The organism is Salinimicrobium sp. TH3, from assembly GCF_026676115.1.
In the GTDB taxonomy this organism is placed as follows: domain Bacteria; phylum Bacteroidota; class Bacteroidia; order Flavobacteriales; family Flavobacteriaceae; genus Salinimicrobium.
In genome coordinates, this window is record NZ_JAPONB010000001.1 from 61407 (window position 1) to 78468 (window position 17062).

Consider the following 17062-nt stretch of genomic DNA (forward strand, 5'->3'; position numbering starts at 1 on the left):
AAATTGGAATTATATTTGTTGCAGGCCTTAAGCCTTTAATTCCTGAAGTTTGCGGTATATCATATCTTTTTTATTTCTTTTTTCTTTCTTCCCTCTTTGGTCCCAGGAATTAGCTCCGGTTATTAATTTTAATCCGAATGATTATAATGCCGGAAATCAAAACTGGATGATCTCTCAAGGAGAGGATAAGAATATTTATATAGCCAACAGCCTGGGGCTACTGGAATTCACAGGTGCACACTGGAATTTGTATCCTATGCCTAACAATACAATTGTACGGTCTGTGGAAGTAGTGGGAGATAAAGTTTTTACTGGAGCTTATATGGATGTAGGGTTTTGGGAAAAAGATGTCTTCAACAAGCTTCAGTACACAAGTCTCTTACCATATTTTCCGGGAGAAGTGAGTGACGGGGAGCAATTTTGGCATATTGAAAATATTGGCGAAACTGTGATTATTCAAAGTTTTGATGCTATTTATCTTTATGATATTTCTTCCAAGGCGGTGAAGGTGCTGGAAACTCCTAATGACCAAACAATACTCAACCTTTATAAGGTCAATAATGAAATTTATTATCTCATTCCCGAGAGCGGCTTGTACCGCGTCTCCAATGCTTCAGGGGAATTGCTAATTCCTTCAAATTCTCTGGATGGTTCAGAGATCGTTATGATTAATAGAAGAAATAATGGGATAGAGCTCATTACCCGGGCTGGTAATTTCTATAAATGGGAAGAAGGGGTAGTAGAGAGAACACACCTTGAAATAAGTGAGAAACTTAAAAATGTGAGTCTTTTTTCAGCACTTGTTTTGGAGGATGATACTTTTTTATTGGGGAGTGTAGAAAATGGACTGTATCAAATCGATAGGGAAGGAAAAATCTTACAACATTATAATCAGGAAAGGGGATTTCAAAATAATACTGTGCTTTCTCTTTTTTCGGATGCTGAAGAGAATATCTGGGTAGGACTAGATAATGGATTGAGTGTTATTAATATCAATTCACCATTCCAGCTTTTTCACGATAATGTTGGTAAAATTGGTACCGTCTATACATCTTATCAAGATGAGGATTACCTTTATCTGGGAACAAATCAGGGCTTATACTTCAGGAAAAATTTAGAGGAAAAATTCACCTTTTTGGAAGGTACAAACGGCCAGGTATGGAGCATTCAGGAGATTGATGGTGACGTGTTTTGTGGACATAATAACGGCACTTTCATTATTAAGGGAGAAAAGGCCGAAAAGATTTCCAATAGGCAGGGAACTTGGATTGTCAAAGACTTCCTTCCAAAGGAGAACGTTTATATTCAGGGTCATTACAATGGCTTTAGTTTTTTAAACAAAACTTCAGAAGGTTTTAAGGACTTACCGCTGGTTAAAGATTTTCCCCATTCTTCGAAACATATAGTATCAAAAGCTAATGGAGAGATTTGGATTGGAAATGAGCATAAGGGCGTTTTTAGACTTAAACTTGAAGATTCATTACAAAGAATTAAATATTTCCAAAACTTTCCATTTGAAAATAGCATAGGAATTACATCGAGTATATTTGAATTTCAGGATTCCTTATATTATTCCAGTAGGGAGAATATTTTCTTATACGACAGGGAAAAAGATGTTTTTACAGAGAATAATAAGCTGGCCAGATCTCTGAAAGGAATAAACAGGATCTCGGGGCGCATTTTTCTTCAAAATGAAAAATTATGGGCTTTTTCTGAACATTCTGTTCTAAGCATAGTCCAATCTCAGTTAAACGAAGATTTTTTTATTGAGGAGATTTTTATTCCAAAGGAATTAAGAACTATACCTCAGGGGTATGAAAATATTTCTCATTTAAGATCGAATAAGTATCTACTTGGGCTTGTAGATGGGTATTTAATTTTTGAGGAGGATTTTAAAGACTTCTATTCTGAAGGGAGTATTAGAATCGAAAATGTACTAAAATCAACATTAGAAGAAGATTCCCTCTACGTGCCTCTTTCGGGTTCTGAACCTTTACATTACAGGAGTAACAATTTAAAATTTAATTATAGCATTCCTGAATACTCGCAGTTCACAGTGCCTGTTTTTAGTTACAGGCTAATTGGACTCAGTGACAGGTGGAGCAGTTGGAACTCTTCAACTACAGCTACCTTTAAGAACCTGCCTTTTGGAAATTATTCTTTTGAGGTAAAGGGGAAAATAGGTAATACATTGATTCCTGCCGACAGTTTTTCCTTTGAAATTGCGAGGCCCTGGTATTGGAGTAACTTAGCCATTGCAGTATATATTCTTCTGTTCTTGTTTCTGCTGTACATAATTCACCAGGTTTACAAAAGAGAACATGAGAAAAGAATACGGGAAAATGAAAAGGCATTGCGAGTTCAAAACCTCGAAGCTGAACAGGAAATCATAAAATTGAAGAATGAAAGACTGGAAAGAGAAATGGAAAGCAAAAACAAGGAACTTGCTGTTTCTACCATGAGCCTTATTAAAAAGAATGAATTCCTTAGTAAAATAAAAGAACAGCTCAAGGAGAATGGGAATGCTCCCCAGGTCAAGACCGTTATTAAAACTATAGATAAAGATATAAGTGAAGAAGATAACTGGAAGTTCTTTAAAAAAGCATTTAACAATGCGGATAAAGATTTTTTCAAAAAAATAAAATCGAAGCATCCCGACCTTACTTCCACCGATTTAAAGTTATGTGCGTATTTAAGACTTAACCTCACTTCAAAAGAGATTGCCCCGCTCTTAAATATTTCGGTCAAAAGTGTGGAAATAAAACGATATCGTTTGCGTAAAAAAATGGATCTTCCGCACGAAAAGAACCTGACAGATTATATACTGGAAGTTTAAAAACCTATACAAGTTTCCTTTTTACCTCTACATCACCTCTACAAGTGCTCTAAATCAGACTTATACAAATCGCCTGTTTATATGTGTTTCAAACCGGCTGTTGCCTGTTATTGCTTACTTCTCCTCCTAAAATACGTTCTTAAAAAAAGATATTTTACTCCTGTATGTTTTTTGTACAGGTTGTTTTGAAATTTACAATGTGATATTGCTCTAATTTAGTTAAGGAAATTTAACAATTAATCAAATGAACAAACTCACATGTATTTTAATGCTTCTTTTAGGAGGTGTTTTATCTGTACATGCGCAAACGTTTTCTGTTAAAGGAAATGTTGCGGATGAAAACGGAATGCCACTTTTAGGAGTTAATGTATTGGTCAAAGACGCGACCCGTGGAACCGTTACAGATTTTGACGGGAACTTCACGCTGGATAATGTCTCTGTGGGAGACATACTTCAATTTACCTATGTCGGGTTCGAATCCCGGGAAATAGTGATAGTAGATGATGCATTTTTAGATGTAGTCCTGGTAACCGATACCGAATCGCTGGCCGAAGTGGTGGTGATTGGATATGGAACTCAGCAACGCAAGGATATTACCGGATCTGTTTCTGTAGTTAGCGAAGATGTTATTGAAGAGCTTAATCCTATAAAGGTAGAGCAGGCCCTACAGGGCACGGCAGCAGGTGTAAATGTTTTGCCTTCATCGGGTTCTCCCGGAGCAGGTATTAGCATTAACATACGTGGTATCGCATCCAACACCGTTAACGCTCCTCTGGTTCTAATAGATGGGTATCAGGGAGATCTGGGAACTATAAATCCTAACGATATTGCTTCCATATCTATACTTAAGGATGCCCAGGCTGCCATTTATGGTATTGCTGGTGCGAATGGGGTAGTATTGATCACCACAAAATCCGGGAAAAAGAATACGGCTCCTACAGTTAAGTATGATACTTATGTTGGGGTCCAGGAAACTACCCGTAAAATCCCACTTTTAAATGCTACAGAATATGCTCTCATTCTAAATGAAGCCTATGCAAATAATGGCGAGGAACTTCCTTACCCGGATGTTAGTGGTTTAGGAACAGGAACAGATTTCCAGGATGAAGTTTTTGATACTGCGCCGGTTTATAGTCACTTCCTCAATCTTTCAGGAGGTACAGAAAACATCGTTTATTCTGTAGGAGGATCTCACCTTTACCAGGAAGGTATTGTGGGCGCAGATAAATCTGACTTTACCCGTAGCACAGGGAGATTCAGCATAGGTATAGATCTATTTGAGGATTTTAATTTTAGTGCCAACAGTGTCTATACAAATATTGATCGAAGATCAATTAATGAGAACGGATTGGGTTCGGTCCTGTTCAACGCACTAAACATTGCCCCTACTTTTGCAGTAGATCAGGAAGACCGTCAGGGTATTTTAGGAAATGAAATTATAAACCCTCTTTCCCAAATTGAGAATACCTTTAATGATTATAACCTTCAGAAAATAAACGGAACTTTTGTACTGGAGTATGAACCTATTGAAGAACTAACTTTCACTTCCAGGTTTGGTTACAGTATCGCAAATAGTAAGGGTAAAGATTTCTCCCCAATTATTGATTATGGTTCCGGAAAGGTTTTTAATAACTCCCGAAGCCAGGTGAATCAAAACAGGATAAATGATAACAGTTATACCTATGATTTATTCGGTACTTATGAAGATATATATAATGAAACACATCATGTGACCCTAACGGGAGGTATGACAGTGATAAGAAATTATGGGGATGGTCTATTTGCCTCCGGTTATGATGTTCCCAATAATTCATGGGAGTTTGCAGACATCAGCCTAACTACGGGAACCAGTGATGCGAAAAGTAACAGTTCTTACCTTTACGATGTTCGCAAGCTATCTTTCTTTGGAAGACTTCAATATGACTACGAAGGGAAATATTTAATTTCCGGTATGCTGCGCAGGGATGCTTCCAATAACTTTAGTCCTTCAAATAGGGTAGGATACTTTCCGTCGGTTACAGCGGGTTGGATCCTCACCGAAGAAGATTTTCTGCAGGACAACGATGTGTTAACCTTCCTTAAAATAAGAGGTAGTTATGGTATGCTTGGTAATGATGAGACCGGTGCAAGCCGTTACTATAGAAGTTTACTAAATGGAGAGGCTACATACGTCCTTGACGGTCAATTGATCAATGGTACTGCGATAGGTGGTCTTGCCAATCCTGATGCAGGATGGGAAGAAGCCGAAAAAATTAACCTTGGTCTGGACCTTCGTCTTTGGAATAATGCACTAGATATTTCTGCAGATATATTCCGGGAAGATAGAAATAGTCTTCTTATCTCTGGTATTCCTGTTTCGGGAATTTTTGGAGGAGGAGCTCCAGGTTCAGGTTCACCAACGATTAATGCCGGAACTACCAGGAATGAAGGAATTGAATTTGCCATTAAATATTCTAAGGTTGTTAATGATGATTTCGATTTCAATATTTCCTATAATGCCATGTTCCTCAATAATGAGGTGCTGGAGGTAGAAGGAACAGATTTTATCTCGGGTGGTCAATTTGGAGTTGGACAACCTCAACCGGCCAGATTTGAAGCTGGTTTCCCAGTTGGTTACTTCTATGGATATAAAACTGACGGAATTTTTCAAACTCCTGCAGAAGTTGCAGCCCATCCTTCACAGGCAGCTCTTGGAGCACCTGCGGCACCTGGAGACCTAAAATATTTGGATCTCAATGGCGATGGAGTTATCAATACAGATGACAGGACAAATATTGGTGATCCAATCCCAACAGCAACTATGGGTCTTAACCTTACTTTGAATTATGGACCGGTAGACTTTGTGGCATATACTTTTGCTTCTATTGGTAACGATATGGTAAGGAACTATGAGAGAAATCAGCCGAACGTAAACCGTGCAGCCTATATTCTAGACCGCTGGACAGGTGCCGGAACAGGAAATGAAGTGCCAAGGGTTACTACAGGAGCAAGCTCCAATCTGGCCTTCTCTGATTATTATGTAGAAGATGCTTCCTATGCGAGGATTCAAACTGTGCAGTTAGGATACAATCTCCCCGGGGATGTACTTGAGAGGATAGGTATGAACAGGTTGAGAGTTTACGCTGCAGTTAACAACCTGTATACCTTTACAGAATATCGAGGTTTCGATCCAAGTGCCACGGGAGGTGCAGCCATTGGAGGCGGTATTGACTATGGATTCTATCCTTTGCCACGCATATATCAGGTAGGTCTTAATCTTAACTTTTAAAAATTGCAACATGAAGAAATATATTTTTGTTAAACCACTTCTAATAATCCTTGGGCTTACCACTTTCTTTGGTTGCACCGAAGATTTCTTAGATGACACAAAAGAATATACCATAGACTCGGAGAATTACTTTAACTCTGAAGAAGACTACTATAATGCTCTTATAGGTGTCTATGATATTCTGCAATCCACTTATGTCAATGTATTACTGGGAGAGATTGCTTCAGATAATACTTTGAGTGGAGGGGAGAGTGCTACAGACGTTATTGGTTTCCAGCAGGTAGATGAGATGTCTCACACACCTATTAATGATAACCTCGACGATGTATGGGACTGGAATTTCGCAGGGGTGCAACGTGCTAATTACATCCTGGAATTTCAGGATAAAACAGATTTTGAGGGCAAAGAACAAATCATTGCTGAAACACGTTTTTTAAGAGCATATTTCACTTTCGAATTGGTAAAATGGTTTGGGCCTATCCCTCTTAGTGGTGATAAGCGTTTTAAACTTGGAGATGAAAAGTCCATTCCCCGTTCTCCGGTAAATGAAGTGTATGATCAAATTGAGTCAGATCTTCAATATGCTATTGAACACCTTGATTATACTGCACCGCAAGTTGGTCGTGCAACTAAAGGTTCTGCCCAGGCATTGCTTGGTAAGGCATATCTCTATCAGGACCAGTTTCAGGAGTCAGCTGCTGTACTTACAGATCTAATTAACAATGGACCATATCACCTTTATGGAACTCAGGAAGGCGAGGATTACACTAACCTTTTTGAATTTGTTGGTGAAAATAGTGCAGAGTCTGTTTTTGAAGTACAGTATACCGGCGCAGAAGGGGCAGGATTTGGATGTTTGCAGTGTAGTGAAGGAAACGTAGCTGTTGGATTCCAGGGAATAAGAAACTATTCAGGACCATTGTTTGAACCTGGGTTTAGTTTTAATGTACCCGTTCAGGAGGTTTATGATGCCTTTACCGAAGATGACATCAGGAGGGATTATTCTATCCTGGACATCGAAGCCTGGGCCGAAGAAACCGGTGCTTCTTATCTGGAAGGTTATAAACACACAGGATATTTTAACCGGAAGTACCTTCCGCGCAAAAATGACAACGTAGGTGATGCAAACCTTACCCAACCAAACAATTATAGAGCTATTAGATATGCAGATGTATTGTTAATGGCTGCGGAAGCCTTGGTAAGAGGGAATATTGATGAAGATAGAGCAGTGACTTACATTAACATGGTAAGAGAAAGGGCAGGTTTGGATTCCATAACTTCTCAAAGTGCGCTGCTGGATATTATCTACGCAGAAAGAAGACTAGAATTGGTAGGAGAAGGCCATCGTTTCTTCGACCTTGTTCGTACAGGTAGAGCCGCTCAGGAAATTGAAGGTTTTACTGAAAACAAAAATGAAATATTCCCGGTACCACTCGAAGAAATAGAATTTTCACAAGGCAATTGGGAACAAAATCCCGGATACTAATACTAGAACGATATGAAAAAATTCATTAAAATATTTTTATCACTCTTCATCACCTTAGCTATAGCTGGTTGTGATAAAGATGATGACGACTTAGGGGTAGACCTTGAAGGATTGGATGCTCCATCAAATTTATCAGCCACCTTTGATATTACTCAGGATAACACCGGGTTGGTTTCAATAACCCCAACCGGAATTGGAGCCAATTTATTTACAGTAGACTTCGGGGACGGATCCCCGGTCTCTGAGGAATTTAGAGTGGGAGAGTCCATTCAGCATGTATATGCCGAAGGAAATTATGATGTAGTAGTAAACGGAAAAAACCTGGCAGGAGAAACCGCACAGGGTATTCAGCCGCTTACCGTATCGTTTAGGACTCCTGAAAACCTTGAAGTGGTAATTACAAAAGGAACTGATGGTTATTCTGTTACCGTTTCGGCTACAGCAGATTATGCGGCCGCTTTCGATGTGTATTTTGGCGAAACTGAAGACGAGGAACCCACTCCACTTATGCCGGGTGAAACTGTTTCTCATACCTACGCTGAAACCGGAACCTATGATATAAAGGTAATAGCGTTAAGTGGTGGTGCAGAAACTGTTGAATACACAGAAACTGTAGAAATGACGGGACCGGTTCCTGCTCCTACTCCAAATAAATTAGCTGAAAGTGTTATCTCATTATTCAGTAATGCTTATACTAATGTGCCAGTAGATATGTGGATCACGGATTGGTCACAAGCTGAACTTGAAGAAACAGATATTGAAGGAAATGATATCAAGGTTTATTCTAGTTTGAATTTTGTCGGAGTTATCACTGAAGCTAATAAGATTGATGCAACAGGTATGACTCATTTCCGCACCGATTTTTATTCTCTTGATGCAGAAAATTTTAAGGTAAAACTTGTAGATTTTGGACCTGACGGAGCTTGGCAAGGTGGTGATGATGTTGAGCATGAAGTGGTATTTGAAAATATTCCTCAGGGAGAATGGGTAACTCTTGATATTCCCTTGGAAGACTTTACAGGATTAACTACCAGAGCACATATCTCACAATTAATTTATTCTGCAGCACCTGCAGGTGAAACAACTGTACTTATTGATAATGTATTCTTTTATGATGATAGTGTTCAAATTCCAACTTCGCCGGTTATTGCCGCTCCAACTCCAATTCAGGTTGAGGAGAATGTAAAGTCTATTTTTAGTGATAAATATTCAGATCCGGCAGGAGTTAACTATTATCCAGATTGGGGGCAGTCGACAGCATTTGAAATGGTTTCTATTGATGGGAATGCGGCGATTAAATATAGCAATGCAAATTATCAGGGAATTGATATTGGTGAAGATATAGATGCAAACGTATTCGAATCTGTTCACATTGATGTTTGGTCTGGAGATTATTCCTCAATTCCATTCTTCCTTATTTCTAGATCAGGAGAAAAAAGTGTAACCTTAAATGTGACTCCAAATCAATGGAACAGTTTTGAAATTCCATTGTCTGAATTTACTAGCCAGGGACTTGATATAAGCGATGTTTTTCAGTTCAAGTTTGATGTAGGAGCTGCTCCCGGTGGTGCATTTTATATTGATAACCTTTTCTTCTTCTCTGAGAGTGATGCAACTGCGGTTACTTTACCGGTATCTTTTGAAAATTCCTCTTTGACGTATTCTCTCATTCCATTTGAAGGGGCAGAAGCTGTAATTGCGACGAATCCCTACCCAGGAGGTATAAATCCTAGCAGTACGGTAGTTAAATTTACCAAGACTGTTGATTCACAACCATGGGCAGGAACCACGCTTCAACTTGAGGCGCCTGTAGACTTCTCATCTACTACCAAATTCAGTGTTAAAGTCTATTCTCCAAAAGCCGGAATTCCTGTTTTGTTAAAACTTGAAAATAATGATGATAACAATATCAATGGGGAGGTTACTGCATTTACGACTAAAGAAAACCAGTGGGAAGAGTTAGTTTTCGATTTCTCAAAGTTAAATGATACTACTAAGGGATCAATAGATACTTCTAAGGAGTATGGAAAAGTTATCATATTCTTTGAATATCCTACAAATGAAGGTCTACGTGGAGATGGTACTATTTACTATTACGATGATATTCAACTCATAAATTAAAAAAGATTGAAATGAAAAATAATATAATTAATATAACACTTTCGGTCTTCATGCTAGTATTTTATACCAGTTGCGTGGATGATGACTTTGATTTCGGTGAACTTGCCAGTCCGACTAACCTTAGCGTTGAGACGCAGGTTGTTGGGCAGAGTGATGAAATGCCTTACGGGGATGGTTCAGGTCAGGTAGTTTTTGATGCATCGGCAGAGGGAGCTATGACCTATAAATATATTTTTGAAGATGGAAGTTCAAAAACTATTTCCGGTGGATCTTATACACATCAGTTTTCACAAACGGGAACAAATGTTTATACAGTAACTATTATTGCCTATGGGCCGGGAGGTACAGCCAGTTCAACGATGGCCGAAGTAGAAGTACTTGTGACTTATGAGCCACCGGCAGAACTAATTGAAAAATTAGTTGGCAAGGAATGGCGTATAAAAGCTTCAGCTCCGGGGCATTTTGGATTAGGACCTGTAGGAGGTTCAATTCCGGTTGAATGGTATGGTGCAGGACCAAATGAGAAGGAAGGGACAGGAATGTACGATGACCGTTATATCTTTAGGGAAGATGGTACCTTCGTTCATATTGTTGATGCTACTAATGACGATCCAACTCAGGATCCGTCTGGAACAATTACTGGAAGGATTAATTTAGTTGATCAATTAGGTGCTAACGGAGGTACAGTTGATGGAGCAGATGTTCTAAATGTTCCATTTACAGATTATACCGAAAGTTGGTCTATTTCTGCTCCGGGCGGTGTAGAAACGATCAATATTACAGGAATTGGCTTCATTGGCTATTACATTGGTGGAGATCACAGGTATCAAATTTTTGATCGCTCAGGAAGCAATGAATTGGTCCTAAGGTCTACAGATGGTAATGGGGAATTTGACTGGTGGTTTGTACTTACTTCTGCACCTGAGGGAACTCAGGAGCCGGATGAATTCGAGAGCCAATACAATAACCTTGTTTGGGAACAGGATTTCGAATCTGGTTCCCTTGATACAGATATTTGGAACATTGAGACCGGTAACAACAATGGCTGGGGTAACAATGAAGATCAATATTATACAGGAGACAATGTAACTGTAGAAGACGGGAATCTTATCATTACAGCCAAAGCCGAATCTGAAAGTGGCTTTGACTATACATCTGCCCGAATAACCACAAAAGACAATTTCGAATTTAAGTACGGAAGAGTTGAGGTAAGAGCAAAACTTCCGGGTGGTGGCGGAGTATGGCCTGCGATCTGGATGTTAGGTGCCAACTTTGATGAAGTGAGCTGGCCGGCCGCAGGAGAGATTGATATCATGGAATATGTAGGAAATGATCCAGGTGTAGTACTTTCAACTGTACATTACCCTGGAAACTCCGGTGGTAATGGAATTTCAGGAAGCACAAATGTTGACAATCCTGAAACAGAATTTCATCTCTATTCTCTTGAATGGACGCCAGAGAAATTGTATTTCTTAGTTGATAACGAGGTTTTTCATACGGTAGACAATACTGCCGATTTACCGTTTAATCAAGACTTCTTCCTTATTCTAAATGTAGCAATGGGAGGAAACCTTGGAGGGGAGATAGATGCATCTTTTACAGAATCTTCCATGGTGATAGATTATATAAAGGTCTTCCAGGCCCAGGAGTAGTTCATAGCCAAAATTTAATAATCTCCAGGGGGTACTAATTGTTCCCCCTGGACTTTAATTGCCTTAAATGAAAAAATCAAATATAATTTTAGCGGCTCTAATTACTTGTTTTTCAGCAACAGCACAAAAATCTGAAATTAAAAGTTCAATAGAGAATGTTGAATCAAAAGTAGATTCTGTTCTGTCGTTGATGACACTTGAAGAAAAGGTAGGTCAGCTGGTGCAGTACAATGGTAGTTGGGATCTTACCGGCCCCGCTTCCGAACTTGGGAGTAAACAGAAGGAAGATAACCTGAAAAGAGGAATGGTAGGCTCTATGCTTAACGTTCTTTCTGTAGATGCTACGACCGAAGCCCAAAAACTGGTCATGGAAAATTCCCGTCTTAAGATTCCTCTTATGTTCGGGTACGATGTCATCCATGGATATAAAACTATTTTCCCTGTGCCGCTTGGAGAAACGGCAAGCTGGGATCTTGAAGCCATGGAAGAAACGGCAAGAATAGCCGCTTTAGAATCTGTCGCTCATGGGGTGAACTGGACGTTCTCACCAATGATCGATATCTCAAAAGATGCTCGTTGGGGCAGGATCATGGAAGGCTCAGGAGAGGATCCTTATCTAACTTCGCTGGTTGCTATTGCCAAAATTAAAGGATACCAGGGAGACGATCTTGCAGATCCAAAAACCATAGCGGCAACTGCCAAACATTTTGCCGGGTATGGTTTTTCTGAAGCAGGTAGGGATTACAATACTGTTCACGTGGGGGAAAATGAACTTCATAATACCATTTTGCCACCATTCAAAGCGGCTGCAGATGCAGGAGTGGCAACTTTCATGAATTCTTTCAATGATTTAGATGGTACGCCCGCTACCGGTAGTAAAATGCTGCAAAGGGATATCCTTAAACAGGATTGGAACTGGGACGGTTTTGTAGTGTCAGATTGGGGCTCCATCACCGAAATGGTGAATCATGGGTTTGCCCGTGATAGAAAACACGCTGCCGAGATCGCCTTAAAAGCAGGTAGTGATATGGATATGGAAGGCGGCGCTTATGAGTCGAGCCTGGTAGAATTGGTGAATGAAGGGAAAGTAGACGAAGCGTTGATAAATGATGCTGTAAAAAGAGTACTTCGGGTGAAATTTAAAATGGGACTTTTCGAAGATCCATATCGTTACTCAAATCCTGAGTTGGCTGCACAGCTAAACATGGAAGAACACAGACAGGTTGCAAGAGATGTGGCTAAAAAATCTATCGTTCTTCTTAAGAATGAAAAGAACCTTTTACCACTTTCTTCTTCAGTAAAGAATATTGCCGTGATTGGACCATTGGCAGATGATAAGAACACCCCAATTGGTAACTGGCGTGCCCAGGGAGAAGCTAATTCTGCTGTCTCTATCCTTGAAGGTGTGAAAAATGCTGTTGGAAAAAATGTTAAGGTGACTTACGCTAAAGGAGCAGATCTTGGAGTAGGAGAGCGTAGCTTCCTGAAGCCCCTTGAGATCAATACTACCAATAAGTCTGGTTTTAAAGCAGCCGTTGATGCAGCTCGCAAAGCCGATCTTGTTATTCTTGCCCTTGGAGAAGATGCCTTCCAGAGTGGGGAAGGTAGAAGTCAGGTGAATATTGGACTGGCAGGAGTTCAAATGGAACTCATGAAGGAGATCTATGCAGTCAACAAAAACGTGGTTCTTGTGCTTCAAAACGGAAGGCCTTTGGAAATTTCCTGGGCTGCAGAAAATATTCCGGCTATCGTAGTTGCATGGCAGCTTGGTACCGAGAGCGGAAACGCTATTGCCGATGTGCTCTTCGGAAAATACAATCCTTCAGGAAAACTTCCGGTTTCGTTCCCGAGAGCTGTTGGTCAGGAGCCGTTGTATTACAATCAGAAGATGACCGGGCGGCCAACCAACCCAACAGATGTGACTTATTCCGCTTATACAGATGAGGAAAAAACAGCCCTCTACCCATTTGGGTATGGTCTTAGCTATACCACCTTTAAGTATGGTGATATTAAATTGTCCTCTAATGAAATGACTCAGGACGGATCTATTCAGGTCACTGTGCCGTTGACTAACGCCGGAAGTAAAGCCGGAAAAGAAGTGGTACAGCTGTATCTGCGAGATTTGGTTGCCAGCACTACAAGACCGGTTAAGGAATTAAAAGGATTTGAGTTGGTTGAGCTTCAGCCGGGAGAGACAAAAGAGATCACCTTTACAATCACTAATGATCTTTTGGAATTCTATAATGCCGAAAAGAAATGGACTTCAGAGCCGGGAGAATTTCAGGTAATGATTGGAGGAAATTCAATGGATCTTAAAACTGATAGCTTTCAACTGAATTAAATAAAGAAGGGTTCCAAAAAAGATATTTTTTGACCCTTCTTTTTGATATCAAAAAAATGATGAACATGAAAAAATTAAGTAGAAATATATTTCTGGGGCTTTTGTTTCCTGCGGCCGGTGGTGTTTTTGCACAGGATCTTCCTGTAAAGACAGAAACAGATACCATCTTTTTTGAAGATTTCTCCGGACGTTCTCTTGATCGTGAGAAATGGAACGTTATGGGGACCGACTTTTGGGTGAACAACGAGCAGCAGATCTATGTGGATACTTCTGCAACAGTTTACACCGTAAGTGGTGCCGACGCTAAGGGAGTTGAAAATGCACTTGTTCTTAAAGCGCATTACAGTCCAAATTATATAAACTATAAGGGGAACGATTTCGATTTTATCTCTGGAAGGATCAATACCAGGGATAAAGTGATGTTTACCTATGGGACTGCCGCTGCCAGGATGAAATTACCTGAAGGTGCCGGCTATTGGCCAGCCTTCTGGGCACTTGGAGGCGGTGATTGGCCTGCAACAGGTGAAATAGATATCATGGAATATGTGGGAGAGACAGATTGGATAGGGGTGGCCCTGCACGGTCCCGGCTATTCCGGAGAAACTCCGCTAGTCAACAAGTATTTCTTTCCGGAAGGGGAAGATGTGACCGATTGGCATGTATACTCGGTAGACTGGACTCCTGAAGGTTTTGACTTCAAAGTTGACGGCAGGTTGATTTATCGCGTCACAAAACCTATGGTAGAGAACTATGGAAAGTGGGCGTTCGATAATCCTAAATTCCTTATTCTAAACCTCGCTCTTGGAGGTGCTTATCCTTACAAGACCAATGGTGTGGAAGAACCTTATAATGGACTTCCCGCTTCAACGGTAGAACTTATCAAAGAAGGAAAAGCAGAAGTGCTGGTAGACTGGGTGTTGATAACCCAATAGAAGTAAAGAATTAGCCAAAGATCCCCTTCAAAAATGTCATTTTTGAAGGGGATCTTTTATTTCAACCATTTCAGGGTTCCAAACTCTGAAAGGGTTTATTCAACAAAGTCTTGGCTCTTGATTCTTGCAGCGAAGCGGTCTTAGGTCTTTTTAATTCAGATTCCTCCTTTCAATAAAGAAACGCTTCAAAAGTTCTGAGGCTTCTTCCTCTAAAATGCCATTTTTAACCTTCGTCTTTGGGTGCAGTTTTCCTCCCATTCTTCTGTAGCCTCTTTCTGGATCTGAGGCTGCAAAAACCAGGTTAGAGATCTGGCTCCAATACAATGCCCCGGCGCACATTTGGCATGGCTCCAGGGTGACATACATGGTACAGTCGATGAGGTATTTTCCGCCAAGGAAATTTGCGGCAGAGGTAATGGCCTGCATTTCGGCGTGGGCGGTAACATCATTAAGAAGTTCTGTAAGGTTATGGCCACGGGCGATGATTTGTTGTCTCGCCACGATCACTACACCTACAGGGATTTCCCCTTTCTCATAAGCTTGCTTCGCCTCCTCTAAAGCCTTCCGCATAAAATAGCTGTCGTCAAAAATTAATTGCATATTCAAAAATACAATTTCAAAATGTACCTTTGCACAACATGTCAAAAACTCTTCTCGATACTATTAATTCTCCTGCAGATCTGCGGAAAATTGCCCCCGAAAAGCTTCCGCAACTGGCGGCAGAATTACGGAAATTCATTATTGACATCGTGGCCACCAAAGAAGGTCACCTGGGTGCCAGCCTTGGGGTTGTAGAACTAACAATAGTACTCCATTACGTTTTTAATACGCCGAAAGATCTCCTTGTGTGGGATGTAGGACATCAAGCCTACGGGCACAAGATCCTTACCGGAAGAAGAGATTCTTTTCACACTAACAGGCAGCTGGACGGTATTAGCGGATTTCCTAAGAGAAGCGAAAGCGAATATGACACTTTTGGAGTGGGACATTCTTCAACTTCTATTTCGGCTGCTCTTGGAATGGCCCTGGCTTCCAGTTTAAAAGGAGATTTTAAGAAACAACATATAGCTGTTATAGGAGACGCATCCATCGCGAGCGGGATGGCTTTTGAAGGCCTTAATCATGCCGGGGTGACCAATGCAAATCTGCTGATTATCTTAAACGATAATGCAATAGGAATTGATCCAAGTGTGGGAGCCTTAAAAAATTATCTTACCAAAGCCAGGGTTGGATATAAGCCGAAGCAGAGTAACATTATTGAAGCCCTCAATTTCAAATATTTTGGTCCTGTGGATGGTCACGATCTGCAGAGTCTCACGAGTACCCTGGAGATGCTTAAAGAGATTGAAGGTCCAAAGTTCCTTCACGTGATCACCAGGAAAGGGAAAGGGCTTAAAAAAGCGGAAGAAGACCAGGTGAAGTATCATGCGCCGGGAAAATTCCTTCCCGATACAGGGGAATTGCTTCCATATGAAACAAATGGATTGCCACTCAAATTTCAGGATGTTTTTGGATTTACCCTGGTTGAGTTGGCAGAAAAGAATGAGAAAATTATAGGGATCACCCCTGCAATGCCAACGGGAAGTTCTCTCAAATACATGATGCAGGCTTTTCCCGACAGGGCTTTTGATGTGGGTATAGCCGAGCAGCATGCAGTAACGCTTGCAGCGGGAATGGCCACGCAAGGATTTACCGTTTTTTGCGCCATTTATTCCACATTTTTGCAAAGAGCCTATGACCAGGTGATACACGATGTGGCACTTCAGGATTTGCCGGTGATCTTTTGTCTTGACAGGGCAGGTTTGGTAGGGGAAGATGGTGCAACACATCACGGTGCTTTTGACATTGCTTACTTAAGAGCTATCCCCAATATGATGATCTTCGCACCTTTTGATGAGGTGGAACTTCGAAATATGCTTTACACAACGCAAAACCATAAACTGGCTCATCCAATGGCAATTCGTTACCCGAGAGGAAGAGGTTTTGTAAAAGACTGGAAGATGCCTTTCGAAGAAATTCCTTTTGGAAGAGGCAGGAAGTTAAAAGAAGGTAGTTCTATTGCCGTTCTTAGCTTTGGTACTTTGGGGAAGAATGTAGTGAAAGCCATTCAAAGTCTGGAAAACCCGGTAGAAATTGGACATTACGATATGCGCTTTATAAAACCCCTGGACGAAGAGCTTTTACACGAGATCTTTTCCAGTTATAGATACATTGTTACTGTTGAAGATGGGGTAATAAAAGGCGGTGCAGGTTCGGCTGTTATGGAATTTGCCCAGGCAAATCAGTATTACCTTCCAATCACAGCCTTAGGATTGCCAGATAAGTTTATCGACCATGGAAAATTGGATGAATTGCAAGAAATAGCAAAAATTGACGTTGAGAGTATTAGAGAATGTCTTTACAGCCTGCTTAAAAAATAGAAATTG

General features: G+C 40.6%; 9 protein-coding genes. 8 read left to right on the plus strand and 1 reads right to left on the minus strand.

Translation table 11 applies throughout. The features are described 5' to 3' along the window. Positions 1-49 precede the first annotated feature (49 nt). From OU683_RS00225 to OU683_RS00255, 7 genes are all read left to right on the plus strand, one after another. The gene (locus OU683_RS00225; RefSeq protein WP_268133985.1) at positions 50-2836 is read left to right on the plus strand and encodes a helix-turn-helix and ligand-binding sensor domain-containing protein; all 2787 of its coding nucleotides are present in this window, start codon (positions 50-52) and stop codon (positions 2834-2836) included. Between the two features lie 244 nt (positions 2837-3080). Further along, positions 3081-6104, plus strand: coding sequence for a SusC/RagA family TonB-linked outer membrane protein (locus OU683_RS00230; RefSeq protein WP_268133986.1), 3024 nt, complete (start codon positions 3081-3083; stop codon positions 6102-6104). A gap of 10 nt (positions 6105-6114) precedes the next feature. After that, on the plus strand, positions 6115-7590 hold the full coding sequence (locus OU683_RS00235; protein WP_268133987.1) for a RagB/SusD family nutrient uptake outer membrane protein: 1476 nt from the start codon (positions 6115-6117) through the stop codon (positions 7588-7590). Between the two features lie 12 nt (positions 7591-7602). Further along, positions 7603-9711 (plus strand): hypothetical protein, encoded by a 2109-nt coding sequence (locus OU683_RS00240; protein ID WP_268133988.1) that lies wholly within the window; start codon positions 7603-7605, stop codon positions 9709-9711. A gap of 11 nt (positions 9712-9722) precedes the next feature. Further along, positions 9723-11363: a family 16 glycosylhydrolase gene (locus OU683_RS00245; RefSeq protein WP_268133989.1), complete on the plus strand. Its 1641-nt coding sequence runs from the start codon at positions 9723-9725 to the stop codon at positions 11361-11363. Between the two features lie 67 nt (positions 11364-11430). Continuing rightward, on the plus strand, positions 11431-13704 hold the full coding sequence (gene bglX, locus OU683_RS00250) for a beta-glucosidase BglX (protein ID WP_268133991.1): 2274 nt from the start codon (positions 11431-11433) through the stop codon (positions 13702-13704). Between the two features lie 65 nt (positions 13705-13769). Then, positions 13770-14636 carry a glycoside hydrolase family 16 protein gene (locus OU683_RS00255; RefSeq protein ID WP_268133993.1) on the plus strand — a complete coding sequence of 289 codons (867 nt, stop codon included), beginning with the start codon at positions 13770-13772 and terminating at the stop codon, positions 14634-14636. A 150-nt stretch (positions 14637-14786) separates the two neighbouring features. On the opposite strand, the gene OU683_RS00260 is transcribed toward OU683_RS00255, so the two are convergent. Further along, positions 14787-15236 (minus strand): nucleoside deaminase, encoded by a 450-nt coding sequence (locus OU683_RS00260; protein ID WP_268133995.1) that lies wholly within the window; start codon positions 15234-15236, stop codon positions 14787-14789. A gap of 38 nt (positions 15237-15274) precedes the next feature. Between OU683_RS00260 and dxs the strand changes: the two genes are divergently transcribed. Beyond that, positions 15275-17056 carry a 1-deoxy-D-xylulose-5-phosphate synthase gene (dxs, locus tag OU683_RS00265; protein ID WP_268133997.1) on the plus strand — a complete coding sequence of 594 codons (1782 nt, stop codon included), beginning with the start codon at positions 15275-15277 and terminating at the stop codon, positions 17054-17056. The last annotated feature ends 6 nt before the right edge of the window (positions 17057-17062 follow it).